At 40.6% G+C, this 26,734-nt stretch carries 34 protein-coding genes; all 34 read right to left on the bottom strand.

Annotated elements, in window-relative coordinates; genetic code table 11:
* Positions 1-19: 19 nt before the first annotated feature.
* The 34 genes from rpmJ to rplL all read right to left on the bottom strand — a co-directional run bounded on the left by rpmJ (position 20) and on the right by rplL (position 26,605).
* Positions 20-133: a 50S ribosomal protein L36 gene (rpmJ, locus tag V7077_RS16620; RefSeq protein WP_000868344.1), complete on the bottom strand. Its 114-nt coding sequence runs from the start codon at positions 131-133 to the stop codon at positions 20-22.
* Positions 134-174: 41 nt separating this feature from the next.
* Positions 175-393, bottom strand: coding sequence for a translation initiation factor IF-1 (infA, locus tag V7077_RS16615; protein ID WP_034676129.1), 219 nt, complete (start codon positions 391-393; stop codon positions 175-177).
* A gap of 275 nt (positions 394-668) precedes the next feature.
* Positions 669-1,319, bottom strand: a complete 651-nt coding sequence (locus V7077_RS16610) for an adenylate kinase (protein WP_335503928.1) — start codon at positions 1,317-1,319, stop codon at positions 669-671.
* Between the two features lie 56 nt (positions 1,320-1,375).
* Entirely contained in the window at positions 1,376-2,671 is a 1,296-nt protein-coding gene (gene secY / locus V7077_RS16605) for a preprotein translocase subunit SecY (protein WP_335503926.1), read from the bottom strand.
* Positions 2,671-3,111 carry a 50S ribosomal protein L15 gene (gene rplO / locus V7077_RS16600; RefSeq protein WP_335503924.1) on the bottom strand — a complete coding sequence of 147 codons (441 nt, stop codon included), beginning with the start codon at positions 3,109-3,111 and terminating at the stop codon, positions 2,671-2,673. The genes secY and rplO overlap by 1 nt, the downstream gene beginning before the upstream one ends.
* Before the next feature lie 32 nt (positions 3,112-3,143).
* Positions 3,144-3,323 carry a 50S ribosomal protein L30 gene (rpmD, locus tag V7077_RS16595; protein WP_098533198.1) on the bottom strand — a complete coding sequence of 60 codons (180 nt, stop codon included), beginning with the start codon at positions 3,321-3,323 and terminating at the stop codon, positions 3,144-3,146.
* 13 nt (positions 3,324-3,336) lie between these two features.
* Positions 3,337-3,837, bottom strand: coding sequence for a 30S ribosomal protein S5 (gene rpsE / locus V7077_RS16590; RefSeq protein WP_215047081.1), 501 nt, complete (start codon positions 3,835-3,837; stop codon positions 3,337-3,339).
* A gap of 24 nt (positions 3,838-3,861) precedes the next feature.
* Positions 3,862-4,224, bottom strand: coding sequence for a 50S ribosomal protein L18 (gene rplR / locus V7077_RS16585; protein WP_215047083.1), 363 nt, complete (start codon positions 4,222-4,224; stop codon positions 3,862-3,864).
* 32 nt (positions 4,225-4,256) lie between these two features.
* Positions 4,257-4,793: a 50S ribosomal protein L6 gene (gene rplF / locus V7077_RS16580; RefSeq protein WP_335503921.1), complete on the bottom strand. Its 537-nt coding sequence runs from the start codon at positions 4,791-4,793 to the stop codon at positions 4,257-4,259.
* A 31-nt stretch (positions 4,794-4,824) separates the two neighbouring features.
* Positions 4,825-5,223: a 30S ribosomal protein S8 gene (rpsH, locus tag V7077_RS16575; protein ID WP_098533206.1), complete on the bottom strand. Its 399-nt coding sequence runs from the start codon at positions 5,221-5,223 to the stop codon at positions 4,825-4,827.
* A 29-nt stretch (positions 5,224-5,252) separates the two neighbouring features.
* Entirely contained in the window at positions 5,253-5,438 is a 186-nt protein-coding gene (gene rpsN / locus V7077_RS16570; RefSeq protein WP_007085277.1) for a 30S ribosomal protein S14, read from the bottom strand.
* Between the two features lie 24 nt (positions 5,439-5,462).
* Entirely contained in the window at positions 5,463-6,002 is a 540-nt protein-coding gene (gene rplE, locus V7077_RS16565) for a 50S ribosomal protein L5 (protein ID WP_251571052.1), read from the bottom strand.
* A 26-nt stretch (positions 6,003-6,028) separates the two neighbouring features.
* Positions 6,029-6,337: a 50S ribosomal protein L24 gene (gene rplX, locus V7077_RS16560; protein ID WP_215047087.1), complete on the bottom strand. Its 309-nt coding sequence runs from the start codon at positions 6,335-6,337 to the stop codon at positions 6,029-6,031.
* 36 nt (positions 6,338-6,373) lie between these two features.
* Positions 6,374-6,742: a 50S ribosomal protein L14 gene (gene rplN / locus V7077_RS16555; protein ID WP_034676100.1), complete on the bottom strand. Its 369-nt coding sequence runs from the start codon at positions 6,740-6,742 to the stop codon at positions 6,374-6,376.
* 39 nt (positions 6,743-6,781) lie between these two features.
* The gene (gene rpsQ, locus V7077_RS16550; protein ID WP_066094707.1) at positions 6,782-7,045 is read right to left on the bottom strand and encodes a 30S ribosomal protein S17; all 264 of its coding nucleotides are present in this window, start codon (positions 7,043-7,045) and stop codon (positions 6,782-6,784) included.
* 23 nt (positions 7,046-7,068) lie between these two features.
* On the bottom strand, positions 7,069-7,269 hold the full coding sequence (rpmC, locus tag V7077_RS16545) for a 50S ribosomal protein L29 (RefSeq protein WP_098533209.1): 201 nt from the start codon (positions 7,267-7,269) through the stop codon (positions 7,069-7,071).
* Entirely contained in the window at positions 7,259-7,693 is a 435-nt protein-coding gene (gene rplP / locus V7077_RS16540; RefSeq protein WP_098533210.1) for a 50S ribosomal protein L16, read from the bottom strand. Before rplP ends, rpmC begins: the two co-directional genes overlap by 11 nt.
* Before the next feature lie 2 nt (positions 7,694-7,695).
* A complete protein-coding gene (rpsC, locus tag V7077_RS16535; protein WP_098533212.1) occupies positions 7,696-8,352 on the bottom strand; it encodes a 30S ribosomal protein S3 in 657 nt (218 codons plus the stop codon).
* A gap of 3 nt (positions 8,353-8,355) precedes the next feature.
* Entirely contained in the window at positions 8,356-8,697 is a 342-nt protein-coding gene (gene rplV / locus V7077_RS16530) for a 50S ribosomal protein L22 (RefSeq protein ID WP_098533214.1), read from the bottom strand.
* Between the two features lie 17 nt (positions 8,698-8,714).
* A complete protein-coding gene (gene rpsS / locus V7077_RS16525; RefSeq protein WP_026565526.1) occupies positions 8,715-8,993 on the bottom strand; it encodes a 30S ribosomal protein S19 in 279 nt (92 codons plus the stop codon).
* Between the two features lie 60 nt (positions 8,994-9,053).
* Positions 9,054-9,884, bottom strand: coding sequence for a 50S ribosomal protein L2 (gene rplB, locus V7077_RS16520; RefSeq protein WP_235741832.1), 831 nt, complete (start codon positions 9,882-9,884; stop codon positions 9,054-9,056).
* 29 nt (positions 9,885-9,913) lie between these two features.
* Positions 9,914-10,198 carry a 50S ribosomal protein L23 gene (gene rplW, locus V7077_RS16515; protein WP_098533217.1) on the bottom strand — a complete coding sequence of 95 codons (285 nt, stop codon included), beginning with the start codon at positions 10,196-10,198 and terminating at the stop codon, positions 9,914-9,916.
* A complete protein-coding gene (gene rplD / locus V7077_RS16510) occupies positions 10,198-10,821 on the bottom strand; it encodes a 50S ribosomal protein L4 (RefSeq protein ID WP_335503914.1) in 624 nt (207 codons plus the stop codon). Before rplD ends, rplW begins: the two co-directional genes overlap by 1 nt.
* A 30-nt stretch (positions 10,822-10,851) precedes the next feature.
* Positions 10,852-11,478 (bottom strand): 50S ribosomal protein L3, encoded by a 627-nt coding sequence (rplC, locus tag V7077_RS16505; protein ID WP_335503912.1) that lies wholly within the window; start codon positions 11,476-11,478, stop codon positions 10,852-10,854.
* A 38-nt stretch (positions 11,479-11,516) separates the two neighbouring features.
* Entirely contained in the window at positions 11,517-11,825 is a 309-nt protein-coding gene (gene rpsJ, locus V7077_RS16500; RefSeq protein WP_007085291.1) for a 30S ribosomal protein S10, read from the bottom strand.
* Positions 11,826-12,909: 1,084 nt separating this feature from the next.
* Entirely contained in the window at positions 12,910-14,097 is a 1,188-nt protein-coding gene (gene tuf, locus V7077_RS16495; protein ID WP_335503910.1) for an elongation factor Tu, read from the bottom strand.
* A gap of 129 nt (positions 14,098-14,226) precedes the next feature.
* Positions 14,227-16,308, bottom strand: a complete 2,082-nt coding sequence (gene fusA, locus V7077_RS16490) for an elongation factor G (RefSeq protein WP_335503908.1) — start codon at positions 16,306-16,308, stop codon at positions 14,227-14,229.
* A 48-nt stretch (positions 16,309-16,356) separates the two neighbouring features.
* The gene (rpsG, locus tag V7077_RS16485; protein ID WP_215047099.1) at positions 16,357-16,827 is read right to left on the bottom strand and encodes a 30S ribosomal protein S7; all 471 of its coding nucleotides are present in this window, start codon (positions 16,825-16,827) and stop codon (positions 16,357-16,359) included.
* A gap of 40 nt (positions 16,828-16,867) precedes the next feature.
* The gene (gene rpsL, locus V7077_RS16480) at positions 16,868-17,290 is read right to left on the bottom strand and encodes a 30S ribosomal protein S12 (RefSeq protein WP_026565517.1); all 423 of its coding nucleotides are present in this window, start codon (positions 17,288-17,290) and stop codon (positions 16,868-16,870) included.
* 102 nt (positions 17,291-17,392) lie between these two features.
* Entirely contained in the window at positions 17,393-17,641 is a 249-nt protein-coding gene (locus V7077_RS16475; protein ID WP_335503905.1) for a 50S ribosomal protein L7ae-like protein, read from the bottom strand.
* Between the two features lie 162 nt (positions 17,642-17,803).
* Positions 17,804-21,403: a DNA-directed RNA polymerase subunit beta' gene (gene rpoC / locus V7077_RS16470; protein WP_335503903.1), complete on the bottom strand. Its 3,600-nt coding sequence runs from the start codon at positions 21,401-21,403 to the stop codon at positions 17,804-17,806.
* A gap of 216 nt (positions 21,404-21,619) precedes the next feature.
* The gene (gene rpoB / locus V7077_RS16465) at positions 21,620-25,180 is read right to left on the bottom strand and encodes a DNA-directed RNA polymerase subunit beta (protein ID WP_335503902.1); all 3,561 of its coding nucleotides are present in this window, start codon (positions 25,178-25,180) and stop codon (positions 21,620-21,622) included.
* Between the two features lie 256 nt (positions 25,181-25,436).
* Complete coding sequence (locus V7077_RS16460) at positions 25,437-26,036, bottom strand: class I SAM-dependent methyltransferase (protein WP_335503900.1); 600 nt, start codon at positions 26,034-26,036, stop codon at positions 25,437-25,439.
* Between the two features lie 206 nt (positions 26,037-26,242).
* Entirely contained in the window at positions 26,243-26,605 is a 363-nt protein-coding gene (gene rplL / locus V7077_RS16455; RefSeq protein ID WP_101645926.1) for a 50S ribosomal protein L7/L12, read from the bottom strand.
* Between the last annotated feature and the right edge of the window lie 129 nt (positions 26,606-26,734).

Here is a 26,734-nt window from a genome sequence, read left to right as displayed (position 1 = left end):
TGAGCGCACCTCCTTAAAATTAACCTTGTTTTTGTTTATGTTTAGGGTTTTCACAGATAACCATAACTTTTCCGCGTCTACGGATAACTTTGCACTTTTCGCAGATCGGTTTGACAGATGGTCTTACTTTCATTATCCTAACCTCCTTAATAGTACGGAGTGCAAGCAAGCAGTTTATTTGAAGCGGTAGGTAATTCTTCCGCGTGTTAAGTCATATGGAGAAAGCTCAACTGTTACTTTGTCACCTGGAAGAATCCGAATGAAATGCATACGAATTTTACCGGAAACATGAGCCAGCACTGTATGACCATTTTCTAATTCTACCTTAAACATCGCATTTGGCAAAGTTTCAAGTACTTTACCTTCAATTTCAATAACATCATCTTTGGCCATCGTCTCGTCTCCCTTCTTTAATCAAAAATAGTGTTCGAAAATATATTGCAAAACTATCATTCGTTCAACATTAGCAACCTTATAATATTACCATATTGTTCGTCTTCTGTCCGCAATTTTTTCTACATTTGCAAGAATAAGTAATTCCTCTGTAAGTCTTGCCCAACTCTCGGTTCTACATACTCAGTACTATAGAAAAGCAATTTTCTAGCACATACTTTTAGATCTAATGGAAGAGTTGTCGAGAGTCGCTCGCACATTGGTACCAATGACCATTAACGTAATTCCTCAAGTATTTGTTGGATATCAGCAAATACTTTTCTTATATCCTGCTGGCCATCAATGTTGCGAAGATAGCCTTTAGTTTCATAAAAAGTAAGTAGTGGTTCTTGTTGTTTGATATTAACATCTAAGCGATTTTGAACAGTTTCAGCATTATCATCGGCTCTTTGGTACAGTTCTCCGCCACATTTGTCGCAGACACCCTCTTTTGCAGGAGGATTAAAGATTAGATGGTAAGTTGAACCACATTCTTTACAAATCCGACGTCCAGTCAAACGATCCATTAAAATACTTTTATCAACATTGATATTTAAACAATAATCAATCTTTTTATCTAAATCAGTTAGTAGATTTTCCAAAGCTTCAGCTTGAGGTACAGTTCTAGGAAATCCATCTAAAAGGAAACCCTTTTGACAATCTTCTTTACTAAGTCGTTCACGAACAATGCCGATTGTTACCTCATCTGGAACAAGCTCGCCTTTATCCATGAATGATTTAGCTTGTAAACCTAGTTCTGTTCCTTCTTTCATCGCTGCACGGAACATATCTCCTGTTGAGATATGAGGGATGCCGTATTGTTCGACGATTCTTTCAGCTTGTGTGCCCTTTCCGGCACCTGGAAGCCCCATTAATACTAAATTCACACGTGTTCCCCCTCGTGCTTTAAGTGGGTTTTTAGGGGCCGAAGGTCCCTAAAAACCTATTTTATAAAGCCTTTATAATGACGTTTAACTAGCTGCGCCTCAAGTTGTTTGTACGTATCAAGTGCAACACCGATTACGATTAACAAACTTGTTCCACCAATTTGAGCCGACTGCGGTAAATTCGCTAATTTTATAAAAATAGTAGGAAGAATCGCAATAACGGTTAGGAAAAGGGCACCAACAAAAGTTAAACGGTATAAGACGCGAGTTAAGTATTCCTGCGTACTCTTTCCTGGACGGATACCAGGAATATAGCCGCTCTGCTTTTGTAAGTTTTCCGCTGCTTGTTCAGGGTTAACTTGGATAAAAGCATAGAAATATGTGAACGCGATAATTAAAATGGCATATAACGTCATCCCAATAGGATGAGTATAATCAAGATTCCTTGTAATCCACAATGTCACATCATTAGTTGGAAAGAATGATGCAATGGTTCTTGGCGTTACAATGAAAGATACCGCAAAGATAACCGGGATAACACCTGCAGCGTTAACCTTCAACGGCATATGAGTAGACTGTCCACCTACAGGATTACGACCTGCAACCATACGCTTTGCATATTGAATTGGTATTTTACGATTTGCTTGTTGAATAAAGATAACTCCTACAACTATCGCAATAATCGCAATCACGATTAAAACAACCGTTACAATACGTAAAAATAATGCTTCACCGGCATTCTCAAACTGTTGAACATAAATTTGATTAACAGTTGATGGGATCCCAGCAGCAATCCCTGCAAAGATGATAATGGAAATACCATTTCCAACACCTTTTTCAGTAATTTGCTCACCAAGCCACATTAAAAATGATGTTCCGGCAGTTAAGGTAACCGCAATTAGTAGATACGTACCGATACCTGGATTCTCAATCAATTGTCCGCTGGCTAGATTATTAAATCCGTAGGACATACCTAATGCTTGGATAAATCCAAGCACAACAGTAAAGTATCGGGTAAATTGAGCAATCTTACGACGGCCCGATTCACCTTGCTTGGACCATTCTGTAAATTTTGGAACTACGTCCATTTGTAAAAGCTGTATGATAATCGAAGCGGTGATATACGGCATAATACCCATTGCAAAGATGGAGAATTGTTTTAATGCTCCACCTCCAAAGGTATTAAGGATACCGAAAACACTTAGCTTATCTTGATTAGCAAGTACATCAGCATTTACATTCGGTACAGGAATAAATGTACCTAGTCGAAAAACGACTAACATTAAAAGGGTGAATATTATTTTACGTCTTATCTCACCCACGCGCATAAAATTGGAGATTGTCTGGAACATTAGATCACCTCAGTAGTTCCACCAGCAGCTTCGATAGCTTCCTTAGCAGCAGAGGAGAATTTGTGAGCTTTAACAGTCAACTTTTTCTCTACGTTCCCTTTAGCAAGAATCTTAATTCCTGCTTTTTCGTTACTTACAACGCCTGTTTCGATAAGAAGTTCTGGAGTAACTTCTGTACCGTCTTCAAAGCGATTTAAAGCATCAAGATTGACAACAGCATATTCTTTGCGGCTGATATTGGTAAAACCACGTTTTGGTAAACGACGGAATAAAGGTGTTTGACCACCTTCAAAACCTAAGCGTACACCGCCGCCAGAACGAGCGTTTTGACCTTTATGACCTTTACCTGCTGTTTTACCTTGACCAGAACCGATTCCACGGCCTAAACGCTTGCGTTCTTGACGAGAACCTTCGGCAGGCTTTAATTCATGAAGTTTCATATTGGCACCTCCTTATGAAAGAAAACAATAAATTATTGTTCTTTAACTGTTACAAGGTGAGCAACTTTGTTGATCATACCGCGGATAGCAGCGTTATCTTGATGCTCAACTGTTTGATTTAATTTACGTAAACCTAGCGCTTTAACTGTTTCACGTTGGTCCTCAGGGCGACCAATTACGCTGCGGTTGAGGGTAATTAAAAGTTTCGCCATTTGAATTCCCCCCTTATCCTAACAGTTCTTCTACTGATTTACCACGTAATTTAGCTACGTCCTCAGCACGTTTTAATTGTGTTAAACCATCAATTGTTGCACGAACCATGTTAATCGGAGTGTTAGTTCCTAGTGATTTAGAAAGGATGTCAGCAACACCGCCTAATTCTAGGACAGCACGAACTGGTCCACCAGCGATAACTCCAGTACCTTCAGAAGCAGGTTTTAAGAGGATTTCGCCAGCACCAAAACGTCCAATTACTTGGTGAGGAATTGTAGTTCCAACCATAGGTACTTCGATTAAATTTTTCTTTGCATCTTCGATGGCTTTACGGATTGCATCTGGTACTTCTTGAGCTTTACCAGTGCCAAAACCTACATGACCGTTTTTATCCCCAACTACTACAAGAGCAGTGAAACGGAAACGACGTCCACCTTTAACAACTTTCGCAACACGGTTAACGGTTACTACGCGTTCTTCTAGTTCAAGTTTGTTTGGATCAATACGACGCATCTTTTTGTGTCCCTCCTTTGTCTATTAAAATTGTAAGCCGTTCTCGCGGGCTGCATCAGCTAGTGCTTGCACACGTCCGTGATATAGGTATCCCCCACGGTCAAAGACAACAGCAGTGATACCTTTTTCAACCGCACGTTTAGCGACTAATTCACCGACCGCTTTTGCAGCTTCAAGATTACTTGTAGATTCAAGAGCGAAATCTTTTTCTATTGTAGAAGCACTTGCTAAAGTGACTCCATTCATGTCATCGATTAATTGAGCATAAATGTGTTTATTTGAACGGTACACATTTAGACGCGGACGAGCAGAAGTACCGCTAAGTTTCGCACGAACACGAGCGTGTCTTTTCTTGCGAGTAGCGTTCTTATCTTGCTTCGTAATCATTTACGTCACTCCTTTCGTTTACTTATGCGGCATTACTTACCGGTTTTACCCTCTTTACGACGAACGAATTCACCTTCGTAACGAATTCCTTTGCCTTTATACGGCTCTGGAGGACGAACTTGACGGATATTGGCTGCTAATGCACCAACACGTTCTTTGTCAGTACCTTTAATAATAATTTTAGTATTGGCAGGTACCTCGATTTCAAGGCCAGCTTCAGGTTCAATTTCAACTGGATGTGAGTAACCAACGTTTAATACAAGCTTGTTACCTTGCTTTTGAGCACGGTAACCAACCCCGATTAACTCTAAGCCTCTTGTGAAGCCAGTAGAAACACCTTCAACCATATTAGCGATCACGGCACGAGTAGTACCATGTAATGCGCGGTGTTCTTTCACGTCAGATGGACGAGTAATTGTTACAGTGTTTTCTTCTACGTTAATTGACATATCAGGATTAAAAGTACGAGTAAGTTCGCCTTTAGGTCCTTTAACAGTCACAGTATTGTTGTTTAAAGTAACCGTAACTCCTGCTGGAATTTCGATTGGTTTTTTTCCTACGCGAGACATTTAGTGCACCTCCATTCATTCAAAAACTTAATTACCAAACGTAAGCTAGTACTTCGCCGCCGATTTGTTTAGCACGAGCTTCTTTATCAGTAACAACACCAGTTGATGTTGAAACTAATGCAATACCAAGTCCGTTAAGTACACGTGGTACCTCATTTGATTTAGCGTAAACTCGAAGTCCAGGCTTGCTTATGCGCTTAAGACCAGTAATAACACGTTCGTTATTTGCACCGTACTTTAAGAAGATACGGATAATACCTTGTTTGTTGTCTTCGATAAACTCGACGTCACGTACGAAGCCTTCGCGCTTTAAAATTTCAGCGATTTCTTTCTTTAAATTAGAAGCAGGCACTTCTAATTTTTCGTGACGTACCATGTTCGCATTACGAATGCGAGTAAGCATATCAGCAATTGGATCTGTCATGACCATTATTTTTACCTCCTTCCCAACTTCTAGTTTTACCAGCTAGCTTTTTTAACACCAGGAATTTGTCCTTTGTATGCTAATTCACGGAAACAAATACGGCAAAGCTTAAATTTACGGTATACAGAGTGTGGACGTCCGCAACGTTCGCAGCGAGTGTACTCTTGTACTTTGAATTTAGGCGTGCGTTGTTGTTTCGCAATCATTGACTTTTTAGCCACGTTTTCGCCTCCCTTATTTAACGATTACTTTTGGAATGGCATTCCAAATTGAGTTAAAAGTTCACGTGATTCTTCATCAGTGTTTGCTGTCGTTACGATAACGATATCCATACCACGAACTTTGCTTACTTTATCGTAATCAATTTCAGGGAAGATTAATTGTTCTTTAATACCTAAAGTGTAGTTACCGCGACCATCAAATGCTTTCTTAGAAATACCACGGAAGTCACGTACACGAGGTAAAGAAACGGAAACTAATTTATCCAAGAATTCGTACATGCGCTCACCGCGAAGTGTAACCTTTGCACCGATTGGCATACCTTCACGAAGACGGAAACCAGCGATAGATTTCTTCGCACGAGTTACAACTGGTTTTTGACCAGTAATAGTAGCTAATTCCTCAACAGCATTGTCAAGTGCTTTAGCATTTGCAACTGCGTCACCTACACCCATGTTGATTACGATTTTCTCAAGTTTTGGAACTTCCATAACTGATTTATAGTTGAACTTGCTCATTAGAGCAGGTGTTACTTCTTTAACAAATTTTTCTTTTAGGCGGTTCATTCATTGTACCTCCCTTCTTTTATAAACTATTTATCTAATACTTCACCGGATTTTGCTACGCGTACTTTTTTGCCATCAACCGTTGTGTAACCTACACGAGTTGGGTTACCTGTTTTAGGATCGATAGGCATTACGTTTGATACATGGATAGGAGCCTCAAAGTTAATAATACCGCCTTGTGGATTCACTTGAGATGGCTTAGAGTGTTTTTTCACAATGTTTACACCTTCAACCACTACACGGTTATCTTTTGGATAAGCAGCTAGGATTACACCTGTTTTGCCTTTATCCTTACCAGAGATGACTCTTACTTTATCACCTTTTTTTACATGCATCTGTGCGCACCTCCTTAAAGGCAATTAATTTTAAAATTATAATACTTCTGGAGCTAGAGAAACGATTTTCATAAAGTTGTTGTCGCGAAGTTCGCGGGCAACTGGTCCGAAGATACGAGTTCCACGTGGGCTTTTATCATCTTTAATAATGACACATGCGTTTTCATCGAAACGGATGTAAGAACCATCGGGACGACGCGCACCGCTCTTTGTACGAACAATAACTGCCTTAACAACGTCACCTTTTTTAACAACGCCACCTGGTGTTGCTTGTTTTACTGTACAAACGATCACATCACCAATACCAGCAGTTTTGCGACCAGAACCACCTAGAACTTTAATCGTAAGTACTTCACGAGCACCAGAGTTGTCAGCAACTTTTAAACGTGATTCTTGTTGAATCATGTGTGTAACCTCCCTTCGGAATGAAGCTTATCCGAACAATTAAATAATAACTGCTTTTTCTACGATTTCAACTAAACGGAAACGTTTAGTAGCTGAAAGTGGGCGAGTTTCCATGATGCGTACTACATCGCCGATCTTTGCTTCGTTTTGCTCATCATGAGCTTTAAACTTTTTAGAGTATTTCACGCGTTTACCGTATAAAGGATGCTTTTTATGTGTTTCTACTAGAACAGTAACGGTTTTATCCATTTTGTCAGAAACAACGCGTCCAGTGTAAACTTTGCGCTGGTTACGTTCACTCATTGTGTGAACCTCCTCTCGGATAATTACTTGTTAACGCTGATTTCTCTTTCACGAACAACTGTCTTCATGCGCGCAATTGATTTGCGTACTTCACGAATACGAGCTGTGTTTTCAAGTTGTCCTGTCGCCAATTGAAAGCGAAGGTTGAAAAGTTCTTCTTTTAGAGATTTAACTTTTTGTTCAATTTCAGCAGTGGTAAGTTCACGTAGTTCATTAGCTTTCACTTGATTCACCACCAATTTCTTCACGTTTTACAAACTTACATTTAACTGGAAGTTTGTGCATTGCAAGACGAAGTGCTTCACGAGCGATCTCTTCAGATACACCTGCGATTTCAAACATGATTTTTCCAGGCTTAACAACAGCTACCCATCCTTCAGGAGCACCTTTACCGGAACCCATCCGAACTTCTAGTGGCTTAGCAGTGTAAGGCTTGTGAGGGAAAATTTTAATCCAAACTTTACCGCCACGTTTCATGTAACGAGTCATCGCAATACGAGCTGCTTCGATCTGACGGTTTGTAATCCAAGAAGCTTCTAAAGCTTGTAGGCCGTATTCACCGAATGTTACTTCAGTACCGCCTTTAGCTTGACCGCGCATCTTTCCACGGTGTTGACGGCGATATTTTACGCGTTTTGGCAATAACATAATTATTTGCCTCCTTCCGCATTTTTCTTCTTAGTAGGAAGGACTTCTCCCTTATAGATCCATACTTTAACGCCTAGCTTACCATAAGTAGTATCAGCTTCAGCTGTAGCATAGTCGATATCTGCACGAAGTGTGTGAAGTGGTACAGTACCTTCGCTATAGTGTTCAGAACGAGCAATATCAGCTCCGCCTAAACGACCAGATACCATTGTTTTAATACCTTTTGCACCTGCACGCATAGCACGTTGGATAGCTTGCTTTTGTGCACGACGGAAAGATACACGGTTTTCTAATTGACGAGCAATATTTTCAGCAACTAGTTTAGCATCAACGTCAGCTCTCTTGATTTCAAGGATGTTGATGTGAACGCGTTTGCCAGTTAATTGATTTAGAGCTTTACGAAGTGCTTCAACTTCAGTACCGCCTTTACCGATAACCATACCAGGTTTCGCAGTATGAACAGTTACATTCACACGGTTAGCCGCACGTTCGATTTCTACTTTAGAAACAGAAGCATCTTTTAAACGCTTCGTGATATACTCACGAACTTTAAGGTCTTCGTGTAAAAGATCAGCGAAGTCTTTACCTGCGTACCACTTTGATTCCCAATCACGGATGATTCCGATACGCAAACCGACTGGATTTACTTTTTGACCCACAGCTTATCCCTCCTTCTTTTCTGTTAATACGATTGTAATGTGGCTTGTGCGTTTGTTAATTTGGCTTGCACGGCCCATAGCACGAGGACGGAAACGTTTTAAAGTTGGTCCTTCGTCGACGAATGCTTGTGCTACAACTAGATTGTTAACGTCCATTTCATAGTTGTGCTCAGCGTTTGCCATAGCAGATTTTAATACTTTTTCCACGATTGGAGAAGCAGCCTTAGGAGTGAGATTTAAAATCGCCACCGCTTCACCAACTTGCTTACCTCGGATTAAATCAACGACTAAACGTGCTTTACGAGGAGCAATACGAACTGTTCTTGCAACAGCTTTAGCTTGCATTTGGATGCCCTCCTCTCTTAACGTCTTGTTTTCTTGTCATCATTACCATGGCCTTTGTAAGCACGTGTTGGAGCGAATTCTCCAAGCTTGTGTCCTACCATGTCTTCAGTAACATATACAGGCACATGTTTGCGACCATCATAAACTGCGATTGTGTGGCCGATAAATTGTGGGAAGATCGTAGAACGGCGTGACCAAGTTTTAATAACTTGTTTGCTCTCAGTTTCATTCAACTTTTCGACCTTAACCATTAAATGATCATCAACAAATGGTCCTTTTTTCAAGCTGCGACCCATGAAGGAACCTCCCTTCGTGACTGTTCTACGGTTCTACTCGTGAACCGTAGTTTAGTCCCGTTATTTTTTACGACGACGTACGATAAACTTATCTGACTTGTTTTTCTTCTTACGAGTCTTGTATCCAAGAGTTGGTTTACCCCATGGAGACATTGGTGACTTACGTCCGATTGGTGAACGTCCTTCACCACCACCATGTGGGTGATCGTTAGGGTTCATTACAGATCCACGTACTGTTGGGCGCTTGCCTAACCAGCGAGAACGACCTGCTTTACCAATGTTAATAAGTTCGTGCTGTTCGTTTCCTACTTGACCGATTGAAGCACGGCACTCAGCAAGGATCATACGAGTTTCACCAGAAGTTAAACGTACTAATACGTATTTACCTTCTTTACCAAGTACTTGAGCAGATGTTCCTGCAGAACGAACTAACTGTCCGCCTTTACCTGGTTTTAATTCGATGTTGTGTACTACAGTACCAACAGGAATGTTAGCTAGTGGAAGTGCGTTACCCACTTTAATGTCAGCCTCAGGACCAGACACTACTTCCATACCAACTTCTAGGTTTTTTGGAGCTAAGATATAACGCTTCTCTCCATCTAAATAATTAATTAAGGCAATATTCGCAGAACGATTTGGATCGTACTCGATTGTAGCAACGCGTCCTGGAATGCCATCTTTGTTACGTTTAAAGTCAATTAAACGATATTGACGCTTATGGCCGCCACCTTGATGACGAACAGTTAACTTACCTTGGTTATTACGGCCGCCTTTGCTCTTTAACGGAGCTAATAGAGATTTCTCTGGAGTGCTAGTTGTGATTTCAGCGAAATCAGAAACTGTCATTCCACGACGACCATTGGAGGTAGGTTTGTACTTTTTAATCGCCATATTATTTCCCTCCTCTTCTTGATAGCTTCTTATGCTTCAAAGATTTCGATTTCTTTGCTATCAGCAGTTAATTTAACAATTGCTTTACGACGCTTGTTAGTGTAACCGCCGAATTTTCCCATACGCTTGAATTTACCTTTATAGTTCATGATGTTTACTTTATCAACATCTACGCCAAAGATTTCTTCAATAGCATCTTTAACTTGTGTTTTATTAGCTCTAACATCAACTTCAAACGTATATTTCTTTTCAGACATTAGGTCAGTAGACCGTTCAGTGATAACGGGGCGCTTAATGATATCGCGTGCATCCATTATGCAAGCACCTCCTCTACTTTTTCAACCGCTGCTTTAGTCATGATTAACTTATCATGATTAACAACGTCTAATACGTTGATTCCATCAGCAGTTACTACTGTTACACCAGGGATGTTACGAGCAGATAATGCTACGTTTTCATCAAGATCAGCAGTAACGATTAGAGCTTTCTTCTCAACAGAAAGGCCACCTAATACTGATTTGAATTCTTTTGTTTTTGGTGCATCAAAAGCTAAGCTTTCAAGTACCAAGATATTTTCATCTAACACTTTAGATGAAAGTGCAGATTTGATCGCTAAACGGCGAACTTTTTTCGGTAATTTGTAGCTATAGCTGCGTGGTGTTGGACCAAATACAGTACCACCTCCGCGCCATTGTGGTGAACGGATAGACCCTTGACGAGCACGGCCTGTTCCTTTTTGACGCCATGGCTTACGGCCACCGCCTGCTACTTCTGAACGAACTTTTGTTTTATGAGTTCCTTGACGTAGTGAAGCTCTTTGCATAACAATTGCTTCGAATAATACGTGTTGGTTAGGCTCAATACCAAAAACTGAATCATTAAGTTCGATTTCTCCAACTTGAGAACCGCTTTGGTTTAATAATGCTACTTTAGGCATTCCTTTGTTCCTCCTTTCTTACAAAGTGAATTATGCTTTAACCGCACCTTTGATTTTTAATAATGCTTTTTTAGCACCAGGTACGTTACCTTTGATTAATAGTAAGTTGCGCTCTGTGTCAACTTTTACGATTTCAAGGTTTTGAACAGTAACTTGTTCTCCGCCCATGCGTCCTGGTAATGCTTTACCTTTGAATACACGGTTTGGAGCAACAGGTCCCATTGAACCCGGGCGACGGTGATAACGAGAACCGTGAGCCATAGGGCCGCGTGATTGTCCGTGGCGTTTAATTGAGCCTTGGAAACCTTTACCTTTTGAAATTCCTGTTACATCTACGATATCTCCTGCTGCGAAAATATCAACTTTGACTTCCTGACCAACTTCCAATGCTGCTAAGTCGTCTCCGCGGAATTCGCGAATGAAGCGCTTAGGAGCAGTATTTGCTTTCGCAACATGTCCTTTTTCAGGCTTGTTAGATAACTTCTCACGTTTGTCTTCAAAACCTACTTGAACAGCAACATATCCGTCGCTATCAACTGATTTCTTTTGAAGAACAACGTTTGGAGCTACCTCAACAACAGTTACAGGAATTAAGTGTCCGTTTTCTGCAAATACTTGAGTCATACCAATTTTTCTTCCTAAGATTCCTTTGGTCATGTAAGTCACACCTCCTATTATTTTAAATGTTTATTTGATTAAAGTTTAATTTCGATATCAACACCAGATGGTAAATCTAAACGCATTAACGCATCAACTGTTTGTGGAGTTGGGTTAACGATGTCGATTAGACGCTTATGTGTCCGCATTTCGAATTGCTCACGAGAATCTTTGTACTTATGAACCGCACGAAGAATTGTGTAAACAGATTTTTCAGTTGGTAACGGAATCGGACCAGAAACTGCCGCACCTGAACGTTTTGCTGTTTCAACGATTTTCTCTGCAGATTGATCAAGGATTCTATGATCATACGCTTTAAGACGGATACGAATTTTTTGTTTTGCCATTATTTTCCCTCCTTTATTCGCCTATTTTCAAAATAGACATTCTCAGTGAAAATTTCCCACACACTCGCCATGGCAAAGCGGCCGGGTGTGTCAGCAACCTTCCACATCATCGCAGTCAAAGACCAACATTGTCTATTATACATAAAACATAAAGCAAACGCAACAATTATTATGAAATTTTTTCTTTATGTTTCTGTCTTGAACACTTTTCCTATTATAGCGGCTGTTTAAGTGTTTTTCAACACTTATTCTTAATCTCCAAAAATCTCCTAATACATTTATTTATACTTGCTTAATTTCGAAATTATCTAACTTAAATATATATAGAAGAAACACGAATTTTATTGTTAAGGTTTAACGAGGTGGTACTTCATTGAATTAGATATGGGGGAATTTTTATTGAACGTTTTAGGGCTGATAAGTGTGACACTGAAGGGCTTTATTGGACGGGAGCCTTTCACGATCTCTGGAATTTGTCTTTTAGACTGTTTTTAATTGGAAAATAGACTCTGACCTTCTGAATTTGTCTTATAGACAGAGTCTATTGAGCAAAATTTTTAGATTCCCTTTGCTATTTGTCCATAAGATGCTGCCCTATTAGACAAAACTCCATTGAATAATAAAAAATTGTCCTTTAGGAGCGGACTATTAGACAAAATTCTTGTACAGCCTCTTGAATTGTCTTATAGACGTGTTCTATTGAACAATATTTTAGATTCCTTTTGCTATTTGTCCAATAGCAGATACTCTATTAGACAAAATTCCATTGAATAAAGATAAATTGTACATTAGAAGCGGCCTATTGGACAGAAACCAGGTACAACCTCTCGAATTCGTCCTTTAGACATGCTCTATTGAACAATATTTTAAATTCCTATTGCAATTTGTCCTTTAGCTGCTTCCTAATTTGACAGCATTCCATTGATTAACAAAAAGTTGTCCATTAGAAAGGCCCTAATAGACACATTCCTTTCTGTACTCCCGAACATGTTCAATAGATAGAGTCATGAAATAATACTTAATAAAAATCAACTAAACGAAAAAAAGCAGATGGATCGTCATCCATCTGCTTTTTATAGAGTAATTACTCTTGGATTGTTGTGATTGAACCTGAACCAACTGTACGTCCGCCTTCACGAATAGAGAACTTAGTTCCTTCTTCGATCGCAACTGGAGCGATAAGTTCAACAGTCATTTCAATATGGTCGCCAGGCATAACCATTTCAGTACCTTCTGGAAGATTACAGATACCTGTAATATCAGAAGTACGGAAATAGAATTGTGGACGATAGTTTGTGAAGAATGGAGTATGGCGTCCACCTTCTTCTTTTGACAATACGTAAACTTGTGCTTTAAATTTTGTGTGTGGAGTGATTGATTTTGGTTTAGCCAAAACTTGTCCACGCTCGATTTCTTCACGAGCTACACCACGAAGAAGGGCACCAATGTTGTCACCAGCTTCAGCGAAATCAAGAAGCTTACGGAACATTTCAACACCTGTAACAGTTGTTGATTTTGGCTCTTCAGTGAAACCAACGATTTCAACTACGTCACCAACTTTAACTACACCACGCTCAACACGTCCTGTAGCAACTGTTCCACGACCAGTGATTGAGAAAACGTCCTCAACTGGCATCATGAAAGGCTTGTCAGTGTCACGAGTTGGAGTTGGAATGAACTCATCAACAGCAGCCATTAATTCAAGAACTTTTTCTTCCCAAGCAGCATCGCCTTCAAGGGCTTTAAGAGCTGAACCTTTGATAACTGGAGTGTCATCACCAGGGAATTCATATTCAGTTAATAGGTCACGGATTTCCATTTCTACTAACTCAAGTAATTCTTCGTCATCAACCATATCACACTTGTTCATGAATACAACAAGGTAAGGTACGCCTACCTGACGAGAAAGAAGGATGTGCTCACGAGTTTGTGGCATTGGGCCGTCAGTTGCAGATACAACTAGGATACCGCCGTCCATTTGAGCAGCACCAGTGATCATGTTTTTAACATAGTCAGCGTGTCCTGGGCAGTCAACGTGTGCGTAGTGACGGTTGTCAGTTTCATATTCAACGTGTGCAGTAGAGATTGTGATACCACGTTCTCTTTCTTCTGGAGCACCATCGATTTGATCGTATGCACGAGCTTCTGCTTTACCTGATTTAGCAAGAACAGAAGTGATTGCAGCTGTTAAAGTAGTTTTACCATGGTCAACGTGTCCGATTGTACCAATGTTAACGTGTGGCTTTGAACGGTCGAATTTAGCTTTTGCCATTTGGAAAATCCTCCTTTGGATTATAAGGTTTTAAGTATATTTTAAGTGGAAACTGTTAAATAGGATTAGCTAATCAACAGTTTCCGTTCTTACATAAGTAGTTATACTTTATATAAAGGTGAAAATCAATTATTCACCTTTATTTTTTTTGATGATTTCTTCAGAAATTGATTTTGGAACTTCTTCATAGTGATCAAAGTGCATAGAGAAAACTCCACGACCTTGAGTACTTGAACGAAGTGCAGTTGCATAACCAAACATTTCAGAAAGTGGAACCATTGAACGAACTACTTGTGCATTACCACGAGCTTCCATACCTTCAACACGGCCACGGCGAGCAGTGATTTGACCCATGATATCACCTAGGTAATCTTCAGGGATTACAACTTCTACTCTCATAACAGGTTCAAGGATAACTGGCTGACACTTAGAAGCAGCATTTTTAAGCGCCATTGAGGCAGCAATTTTAAACGCCATTTCAGAGGAGTCAACATCATGGTAAGATCCATCGAATAATCTTGCTTTAATATCAACTAATGGATAACCAGCAAGAACACCGCGGTCTAGTGCATCTTCAAGACCAGCTTGTACAGCAGGGATGTATTCACGTGGAACAACACCACCGACGATACCGTTTACGAATTCAAATCCTTTACCTTCATCATTAGGTCCGAATTCAATCCAAACGTGACCGTATTGTCCACGACCACCAGATTGGCGGGCAAACTTACCTTCAACTTGTGCAGAAGCACGGAATGTTTCACGGTAAGCAACCTGTGGAGCACCTACGTTAGCTTCAACTTTAAATTCACGACGCATACGGTCAACGATGATGTCAAGGTGAAGTTCACCCATACCAGCAATGATGACTTGTCCAGTTTCCTGGTCTGTATGTGCGCGGAAAGTTGGATCTTCTTCTTGAAGTTTTTGTAAAGCAGTTGTCATTTTATCTTGGTCTGCTTTTGATTTTGGTTCAACTGAAAGTTGAATTACAGGCTCTGGGAATTGCATAGACTCTAAGATAACAAGGTTTTTCTCATCACATAGAGTATCACCAGTAGTTGTATCTTTTAGACCTACAGCTGCTGCAATATCACCCGCGAAAACCTTAGAGATTTCTTGACGGCTGTTTGCATGCATTTGCAGGATACGTCCGATACGCTCACGCTTTCCTTTAGTTGAGTTCTGAACATAAGAACCAGCCTCTAAAGTTCCTGAGTAAACGCGGAAGAACGTTAATTTACCAACATAAGGGTCAGTCATAACTTTGAATGCAAGAGCTGAGAATGGCTCTTCATCACTAGAGTGACGCTCAAGGATTTCTTCTTCATCATCAACCGCATGACCTTTAATTGCAGGTACATCTAGTGGAGATGGAAGATAATCGATAACTGCATCCAACATTAATTGAACACCTTTGTTTTTGAATGCTGATCCACAGATTACAGGGTAGAATTCTACGTTAACAGTACCTTTACGAATAGCTGCTTTTAGCTCTTCTTTAGTGATTTCTTCTCCACCAAGGTATTTTTCCATTAACTCTTCATCTAATTCTGCAACTGCTTCAACAAGCTTTTCACGATATTCTTCAGCTTGAGCGCGGTATTCTTCTGGAATCTCACGAACTTCGATATCAGTTCCTAGGTCGTTTCCGTAGAATACAGCATTCATTTCTACAAGGTCAATGATTGCTTCAAACTGATCTTCAGCACCGATAGGTAACTGAATCGCATGAGCATTCGCTTGCAAACGGTCGTGAATTGTTCCTACAGAATATAGGAAGTCAGCTCCGATTTTGTCCATTTTGTTTACGAATACGACACGTGGTACACCGTAAGTTGTTGCTTGACGCCATACTGTTTCAGTTTGTGGCTCAACACCAGATTGTGCATCTAGTACTGCTACCGCACCATCTAATACACGAAGGGAACGTTCAACTTCAACTGTGAAGTCTACGTGTCCTGGGGTGTCAATGATATTTACGCGGTGGCCTTTCCACGATGCAGTTGTTGCTGCAGATGTGATAGTAATACCGCGTTCTTGTTCTTGCTCCATCCAGTCCATCTGAGAAGCACCTTCATGTGTTTCACCAATCTTATGAATACGACCAGTGTAGTAAAGGACACGCTCAGTGGTAGTCGTTTTACCGGCATCAATGTGTGCCATGATACCGATATTACGAGTATTTTCTAAGGAGAACTCTCTTGCCATTGGGTCTTTCTCCTTCCTATTATGAAAGTTTTTATATTGAAGGTTAAATTACCAACGATAGTGAGCAAACGCTTTGTTTGCTTCTGCCATTTTATGTGTATCTTCACGCTTCTTAACAGATGCACCAGAGTTATTAGCTGCATCCATGATTTCGTTAGCTAAACGCTCTTCCATCGTTTTTTCTCCGCGAAGACGCGCATAGTTCACTAACCAACGAAGACCTAAAGTTGTACGACGATCAGGGCGCACCTCAACTGGTACTTGGTAGTTTGCACCACCTACACGACGAGCTCTTACTTCAAGAACAGGCATGATATTTTTCATTGCTGCTTCGAAAGTCTCCATCGGCTCTTTGCCAGTACGTTCACGAATTGTATCGAACGCAGAATAAAGAATTTCTTGAGATTTACCTCTTTTACCATCGATCATCATTTTGTTGATTAGACGAGTAACTAATTTAGAATTATAAAGTGGATCAGGTAACACGTCTCTTTTTGCTACAGGACCTTTACGTGGCATTTTGTTTCCTCCTTTCAAAGAAGCTTCTATTTAGTATGATTTATTTCTTAGCTGCTTTTGGTCTCTTAGTACCATATTTAGAACGGCCTTGCATACGGTTGTTTACTCCAGCTGTATCAAGCGCTCCACGTACGATGTGATAACGTACCCCCGGTAAGTCCTTTACACGTCCTCCACGGATAAGAACAACACTGTGCTCTTGAAGGTTATGGCCGATACCAGGAATGTAAGCTGTCACCTCGATACCATTTGTCAAACGTACACGTGCATATTTACGTAACGCTGAGTTTGGTTTCTTTGGAGTCATTGTACCAACACGAGTACATACTCCGCGTTTTTGTGGTGAAGATACATTTGTTTGAGATTTCTTAAAGCTGTTATAACCTTTGTTAAGTGCTGGTGATTTTGACTTTTCCTCTTTAGATTGACGAGGTTTGCGCACTAATTGGTTAATAGTAGGCATGATTTTTCCTCCCTTCGTTATTTGTAAGTCCACACATCCAGGTGGTTCATTTTTTTGCAAAAACAAAGTTTTTGCAGATTACTCTATCTACAAAAACAGTTTTTAACGGATAATAGCGACAGTTGCTGCACCGACTTCTATACCAGATGCTTTACCGAGGTTTTTCATCGAGTCTACATACTGGATAGGGATCTTCATCAAGAGAGCTTCTTCAACGACTTTTGCTGTTAACTTTGGTTCAGCGTCGTTCGCAACGAGAATCTCTTGTACAGTTCCTTCTTTCAGTGCTTTCACTGCTTGTTTTGTACCTATAACAATCTTGTGTGCTTTTAATACTTTTTCATAAGACATAGAGTATATCCTCCAAAGTATCCGTTGAATAGGAGCACCTTTGATATAATATCATCTTACCAAAAAGATGTCAACAAATGTTTCGTAAATTTTATTCAAAGTACTCGTTGGTAATATTTTTCATAAATGTGGTACCTGCATTTTGCAGGTACCACAGCTTAATTAGTCAATTGCAACAGTTTCTTCAGAGGTGGTATCGCGCAGGACTGGCTCTGCCTTACGATAACGCTGCATTCCTGTCCCAGCAGGAACAAGTTTACCGATGATTACATTTTCTTTCAAGCCGAGTAACTCATCGCGTTTTCCTTTGATTGCCGCATCAGTAAGAACTCTTGTTGTTTCTTGGAATGATGCTGCTGACAAGAATGAATCTGTTTCAAGTGATGCTTTGGTGATACCAAGTAAGACTGGACGTCCAGTTGCAGGCAACTTACCTTCAAGTAAAGCTTTCTCGTTTGCATCAGTAAACTGATGAATATCAAGAAGCGTACCTGGAAGTACATCTGTTTCCCCTGCATCGCTAACGCGGATTTTACGCAGCATTTGACGAACCATTACTTCAACGTGTTTATCGCCAATTTCAACCCCTTGCATACGGTAAACCTTTTGTACCTCACGCAATAGGTATTCTTGAACAGAAGTAACGTCTTTTACTTTGATTAATTCTTTCGGATCAATCGAACCTTCTGTTAGTTCTTGACCACGTTCAACACGATCATTGATTGCTACCTTTAAGCGGGCTGTATATGGAGCATTATAGGTACGAGATTCAACTTCACCTTGAACCACGATTTCATGCTGGCGGTCACGGCCTTCATTAATACCTACAACAACACCATCAATTTCAGAGATAACCGCCTGACCTTTAGGGTTACGCGCTTCAAAAATCTCTTGGATACGCGGTAAACCTTGGGTAATATCATCTCCGGCAACCCCACCGGTATGGAATGTACGCATGGTTAACTGTGTTCCTGGCTCACCGATTGATTGAGCAGCGATAATACCAACTGCTTCACCCACTTCAACCTCTTGACCAGTTGCCAAGTTGCGGCCATAACACTTCTTACAAACACCATGACGAGTATTACACGTAAAGGCAGATCTAATTTTTACTTCTTCAATTCCTGCATTAACGATAATTTCTGCTAAGTCCTCAGTAATTAGGCCGTTTTCAGGAACAAGCACTTCTTTTGTTTCAGGGTGTTTTATAGCCATACGAGCATAACGGCCAATTAAACGTTCATCCAAACCTTCGATGATTTCTGTACCATCTTTTAAAGCACTGATTAGGAAGCCACGGTCCGTTCCGCAATCGTCCTCACGAACAATGACATCCTGGGCTACGTCAACTAAACGACGAGTTAAGTAACCTGAGTCAGCTGTTTTAAGGGCTGTATCGGCAAGACCTTTACGGGCACCGTGAGTCGAGATAAAGTACTCTAATACGGTTAGTCCTTCACGGAAACTTGATTTAATTGGTAATTCAATGATACGTCCAGCCGGGTTGGCCATCAGACCACGCATACCAGCAAGCTGTGTAAAGTTAGAGGCGTTACCACGGGCACCGGAATCACTCATCATAAAGATTGGGTTCGTTTTATTCAAGGACTGCATCAATTTACCTTGAATGGTATCTTTCGCAGCACTCCAGATCGCAATAACACGATCATAACGCTCATCTTCAGTAATAAGACCACGTCTGAATTGCTTCATTACATTATCTACTTTTTCTTGCGCTTCATGAAGAATTTGCGGTTTTTCAGGAAGTACGACAATATCAGCCACACCAACGGTTAAACCAGCTTTAGTTGAATGCTTAAAGCCTAGATCCTTCATACGGTCAAGCATTTTAGATGTTTCGGTAATTTTGAATCGTTTAAAGACCTCAGCAATGATATTTCCAAGAATTTTCTTTTTAAATGGATCAATCAAAGGCATTTCTTTAATTCTAGCTTTTACGTCTTCACCTTTTTCAATAAAATACTTGGCAGGTGTTTCGACTTCTAAATTATGTCTTGTTGGTTCATTGATATATGGGAATGACTTCGGAAGAATTTCATTAAAAATAAGTTTACCAACTGTTGTCATTAATAACTTATTATTTTGTTCTTCTGTAAATGTTTCATTGCCCAATGAACCAGCATGAACAGCTACACGTGTATGGAAGTGTACATAGCCGTTTTGGTAGGCAAGGATTGCTTCACTAGTGTCTTTAAAGACCATACCTTCACCAATCGTGCCTTCACGCTCTAAGGTTAAGTAATAGTTACCTAATACCATGTCCTGAGAAGGAGTAACAACTGGCTTACCATCTTTAGGGTTCAAGATATTTTGAGCCGCCAGCATCAACAGACGAGCCTCTGCTTGGGCTTCAGATGATAATGGTACGTGAACAGCCATTTGGTCACCGTCGAAGTCCGCGTTGTATGCTGTACATACAAGTGGATGAAGGCGAATCGCCCGTCCTTCAACAAGTGTTGGTTCAAATGCCTGAATACCCAATCTATGAAGTGTAGGGGCACGGTTCAATAGAACTGGATGCTCCTTAATAACATCTTCAAGTACATCCCAAACATCTGGAGATACACGTTCGATTTTACGTTTAGCTGATTTAATGTTGTGTGCTAAACCTTTTTCAACTAGCTCTTTCATCACAAATGGCTTAAACAGCTCAAGAGCCATTTCCTTCGGAAGACCACATTGATACATTTTTAGGTTTGGTCCAACAACGATAACGGAACGGCCTGAATAGTCAACACGTTTACCAAGCAAGTTTTGACGGAAACGTCCTTGTTTACCTTTAAGCATATGAGATAGAGATTTTAACGGACGGTTACCAGGACCCGTAACAGGTCTGCCGCGACGGCCGTTATCGATTAAGGCATCGACAGCTTCTTGAAGCATACGCTTTTCGTTTTGAACGATAATGCTTGGAGCACCAAGATCTAATAAACGCTTTAAACGGTTATTACGGTTGATAACACGGCGATAAAGATCGTTTAAGTCAGATGTTGCAAAACGTCCGCCATCCAATTGTACCATCGGACGAAGTTCCGGCGGAATAACTGGAAGTACATCAAGAATCATCCATGATGGTTCATTACCAGAATTACGGAAAGCCTCCAACACTTCAAGACGCTTAATCGCACGAGTACGGCGCTGGCCTTGTGCTGTCTTCAGTTCTTCCTTTAGGATGTCTACTTCTTTATTTAAATCAATATCAGAGAGAAGCTTTTTGATCGCTTCTGCGCCCATGGCAGCTTGGAATTTGTTTCCGTACTTTTCACGATAGGCACGATATTCTTTTTCAGATAAAAGGTGTTTTTTATCAAGTGGAGTATCACCTGATTCTGTCACAACATATGAAGCAAAGTAGATAACTTCTTCTAGTGCACGAGGGGACATGTCTAATACAAGACCCATTCGGCTTGGAATTCCTTTAAAGTACCAAATATGTGAGACAGGTGCAGCTAATTCAATATGACCCATACGTTCACGACGTACTTTTGCTCGTGTTACTTCAACACCACAACGGTCACAAACTACGCCCTTGTAACGGACACGCTTATATTTTCCACAATGACATTCCCAGTCCTTCGTCGGACCAAAGATTCGCTCACAGAATAAGCCGTCTTTCTCAGGTTTTAACGTACGATAGTTAATGGTTTCTGGCTTTTTCACTTCTCCGAATGACCATGAACGGATCTTATCCGGTGAAGCAAGACCAATTTTCATATACTCAAAATTATTAACGTCAAGCAAGGGGCCTACCTCCCTTTCGATATCCAGGTTCTACCCTTATTAGAAAAGCGGAAGCGCACGTCTTAGCCCCGACCAGCGTAAGACGGAATCAGCCGGAAGGCGTTTTTTGCCTTTTGGCTGATTTTGGCTTACGACCTCGAGGGGCTGTGCGCTGCAGCTAGACAATCATATAAGCGGAAGCGCACACACATGTTGTGTGCGCTTCAGCTCGAGAAATTACTCTTTTGAACCTACTTTTTCAGATTCGAAACTTGGTGCATCTGGTGCGATGTTTAATGTGTCAACTTGTTGTAAGTCGTCATCATCTTCTGTATCTCGCATTTCGATTTCTTCTTCATCACCAGAAAGGATTTTTACATCCATACCTAAGCTTTGAAGTTCTTTAATTAATACTTTGAATGATTCAGGAACACCTGGCTCCGGAACATTTTCACCTTTTACAATGGCCTCATATGTTTTCACACGACCAACAACGTCATCCGATTTAACGGTTAGGATTTCTTGAAGTGTATAGGCAGCACCGTATGCTTCAAGTGCCCAAACCTCCATCTCACCGAAACGCTGACCACCAAATTGAGCTTTACCACCCAATGGCTGCTGGGTAACAAGTGAGTAAGGTCCTGTTGAACGCGCATGGAGTTTATCGTCGACCATGTGCGCCAGTTTAATCATATACATGACTCCAACTGATACACGATTATCAAACGGCTCTCCAGAACGGCCATCATACAGAACGGTTTTGGCATCACGAGCCATTCCTGCTTCTTCGATCGTACCCCAAACATCTTCTTCTCGAGCACCATCAAAAACTGGTGTTGCAACATGGATACCTAAGTATCTTGCTGCCATTCCCAAATGAAGCTCAAGCACCTGACCGATGTTCATACGAGATGGTACCCCTAATGGGTTTAACATGATATCTACAGGTGTGCCATCTGGTAGGTAAGGCATATCCTCTTCCGGTAAAATCCGTGAGATAACCCCTTTATTACCGTGACGACCCGCCATTTTATCACCTTGGTGAATTTTTCGTTTTTGAACGATATAAACACGGACAAGCTGGTTTACACCTGGTGGCAGTTCATCGCCATCTTCACGATTAAAGACTTTGACATCATGAACAATACCGCCGCCGCCATGTGGAACTCTTAATGACGTATCGCGAACCTCACGTGCTTTTTCACCAAAAATAGCGTGAAGGAGACGTTCTTCAGCTGTTAATTCGGTTACACCCTTTGGCGTTACTTTACCAACAAGAAGGTCACCATCTTTTACTTCGGCTCCAGTACGGATAATACCACGTTCATCCAAGTTACGAAGAGCATCTTCCCCTACGTTTGGAATATCACGGGTAATTTCCTCAGGTCCAAGCTTTGTGTCACGAGATTCTGATTCATATTCTTCAATATGAATTGAAGTATAGACATCATCTTTTACAAGACGTTCACTCATGATAATGGCATCTTCATAGTTATAACCATCCCATGTCATGAAGGCAACGAGAACATTCCGTCCAAGTGCTAACTCTCCTAATTCCATGGATGGACCGTCCGCTAAAATCTCACCTTTTTTCACGCGATCACCAACAGCCACAATTGGACGTTGGTTATAGCAAGTACCTTGGTTAGAACGGATAAATTTCAATAAACGATATTTTTTAAGATCGCCTTTTACTTCTTGGCCATCTAGTTCTTTAACTTCACGAACCCAAACTTCTCGGGCTTCAACATGTTCAACAATACCATCCTGCTTACAGATAACAGCTGCTCCGGAGTCTTTACCTGATACATATTCCATACCAGTACCAACTCTTGGCGCTTCAGGCTGCATTAAAGGCACTGCTTGACGTTGCATGTTCGCACCCATCAAAGCACGGTTTGAGTCATCATTTTCAAGGAACGGGATACATGCGGTTGCCGCTGATACTACTTGTTTTGGCGATACATCCATGTAGTCGATGCGTTCGCGTTTTACAACCGTGTTTTCACCACGGAAACGAGCTACTACCTCTTCATCAAGGAAGGCACCGTCATCACCAAGACGAGAATTCGCTTGTGCTACTACATAGTTATCTTCTTCATCCGCTGTCAAGTAATCGATTCGGCTTGTCACCTTACCGGTATCTGGATCAACACGACGGTATGGAGTTTCAATAAAACCAAAACGGTTTACCTTTGCATAAGATGAGAGCGAGTTGATCAAACCGATGTTTGGTCCTTCAGGCGTTTCAATTGGACACATACGTCCGTAGTGAGAGTAGTGTACGTCACGTACTTCCATCCCTGCACGTTCACGTGTTAAACCACCAGGTCCTAATGCTGATAGACGGCGCTTGTGAGTTAATTCTGCAAGCGGGTTGGTTTGATCCATGAACTGCGATAATTGTGAGCTTCCGAAGAACTCTTTGATTGAAGCAATAACCGGACGAATGTTAATCAATTGCTGCGGTGTAATGGTTGCAGTATCTTGGATAGACATTCTCTCGCGGACAACACGTTCCATACGGGATAATCCAATCCGGAACTGGTTCTGCAATAGTTCACCAACAGAACGAAGACGTCTGTTACCCAAGTGGTCGATATCATCTGTATCGCCTACTCCATGTAATAAGTTAAAGAAGTAGCTAATTGATGCAATGATATCTGCTGGTGTAATATTTTTAATTGGTTCTGCCACATAGGCATTACCCAGTACATTAATTACTTTTTCATTTTCATCGCCAGGAGCATAGATTTTAATGCCTTGAAGAATGATTTCTTCGCTTACTACACCACCAACAGGGTTGTGGCCTCGAAAATTAATATTCTTTTCAAGAGCAGGGATAATTCTATCAAGGTTTCTCCTATCGAGGAGTGTTCCTTTTTCAGCGATGATTTCACCAGTTTCAGGATCAGCGAGTGATTCTGCTAAACGTTGGTTGAATAAACGATTTTTAATATGAAGCTTTTTATTAATTTTATAACGACCCACATTCGCTAGATCATAACGCTTCGGATCGAAGAAACGAGACACTAACAAACTCTTAGCGTTATCAACTGTCGGCGGTTCGCCCGGACGAAGACGCTCATAAATTTCTAATAGTGCTTTGTCAACACCCTCAGTATTATCCTTCTCAAGCGTATTGCGGATGTACTCGTTATCACCAATCAATTCAATGATTTCTTGATCGGAACCAAAGCCTAATGCACGCAAAAGAACCGTAACGGGCAGTTTCCGAGTACGATCTATTCTTACATAAACTACATCTTTGGCATCTGTTTCATACTCCAGCCAAGCGCCGCGGTTCGGAATTACTGTCGCAGTAAAACCTTTCTTGCCATTTTTATCAAGTTTTCCACTAAAGTAAACGCTCGGTGAACGCACTAACTGTGATACTATAACGCGTTCTGCCCCATTAATGACAAATGTACCTGTTTCTGTCATCAGCGGGAAATCACCCATAAATACATCTTGGTCTTTTACTTCACCAGTTTCTTTGTTTACAAGACGTACTTTTACACGTAATGGAGCAGAATATGTAACGTCCCGTTCTTTAGATTCTTCTACAGAATACTTTGGATCGCCAAGGCTGTAATCAATAAATTCCAGTGATAGGTTACCAGTAAAATCTTCAATTGGTGAAATATCTTGAAACATTTCACGTAATCCCTCATCCAAGAACCATTGATAAGAAGAGGTTTGGATTTCAATGAGATTTGGTAATTCTAAAACTTCACTGATTCGTGCGTAACTTCTACGTTGGCGGTGTCGTCCATACTGAACTAGTTGACCTGTCAACTGATTCACCCCTCAAATCAAGCGTTTTTTAATAAATCTATTACGTCTAATAATAGAAGCTAAAAACTCTACCAATTAGACAAAAAGAAAAAGGGTTTTTTTACTAAAAACCACATTTTCACATTTTGATTATTATTTTGTCATCATTTCCTTCTTATGCCGTTTTTATACTAAGAAAATAAGTATTTTTAGGAATAAATCGGAAATTATTATGATGGCATTTTATAATGCTAACACAACGACAAAGTCGAGTCAACTATTTTTTTGCCTTAATAATAAAATAACCTTTGGTTTTGTCGACGGTCTCGACTTCGGAAAATAAGGTTTTTAATTTTTCAAACGCAGACGGAGCTCCCTGTTTCTTTTGGATAACAATCCAAAGTTCGCCATTAGGAACTAGATGTTCAAAGCTTTGTTCAAAAATATCATGAACGGTTTGTTTTCCTGCTCTAATTGGTGGATTTGTTAAGATGACTGCGAAATGATCACCTTTAATATTTAATAAGCGGTCGCTTTCGTAAATATCAACATTTGTAATTTGATTTATAGAGGCATTTTCCTTAGCTAACTCGATGGCCCGCCCATTTACATCTACCATATGAACAAAGCGGTCATTGAATTCCTTCGCAATCGATAAACCAATTGGTCCATACCCACAGCCTACATCAAGAATATGTCCTTCAACGTCTGGCATCATAAAAGACTCTATGAGTAAACGTGAGCCAAAATCTACTTCTCGTTTTGAAAAAACACCATTATCAGTCTTAAAATGAAAAGTATGGTTTCGTAGTTGATAATCCCAATATTTCGGATGACTTTCCACGTTTTGAGTTCGAGAATAGTAGTGTTCGGACAATAGACTCACCTCCGGAGATCATTATATGAAGAAATAAGAGGAATAGCTCATCATTAAAGTATAACCCTTTGAACCTTAAGAACTATCTGCTCAAACGACTAGCTACAAATGGCCATCTATTCCCCCATACTTTGCAAACCAAGTCGTCTTCGCTTTAAAATAGCCAAAAAAAGCCCGCTTATGCAGCGAGCTTTTTTATAGTAGAATTACTTAACTTCAACGTTAGCTCCAACTTCATCAAGCTTAGCTTTGATTGCTTCAGCTTCTTCTTTAGCAACGCCTTCTTTAATTGCTTTTGGAGTGTTGTCAACAAGATCTTTTGCTTCTTTAAGACCAAGACCAGTGATTTCACGAACAACTTTAATAACTTTGATTTTTTGATCGCCAGCGCTAGCTAGGATTACATCAAATTCAGTTTGCTCTTCAACAGCAGCAGCTCCAGCTCCGCCTACCATTGCTACAGGAGCAGCAGCAGTTACGCCGAATTCTTCTTCAATTGCTTTTACAAGATCGTTAAGTTCTAAAACAGTCATAGATTTAACTGCTTCAATGATTTGTTCTTTAGTCATGATTAGTTTTCCTCCTTAGTTTTCGTTACCTTTTATTAGTTTAACGCTTCAGATTGTCCAGCTTCAGCTCCCAGCAGCTAGTGTCCTTCACTCTTCTCCCTACAATAAGTCAAAGCGCTCCAGCCCATA

Source organism: Neobacillus vireti (assembly GCF_036962465.1).
Classification (GTDB): Bacteria; Bacillota; Bacilli; order Bacillales; family Cytobacillaceae; genus Neobacillus; species Neobacillus vireti_B.
Note: the sequence above shows the minus strand (reverse complement) of the source record. Positions and strands in the feature narration are given on the sequence as shown.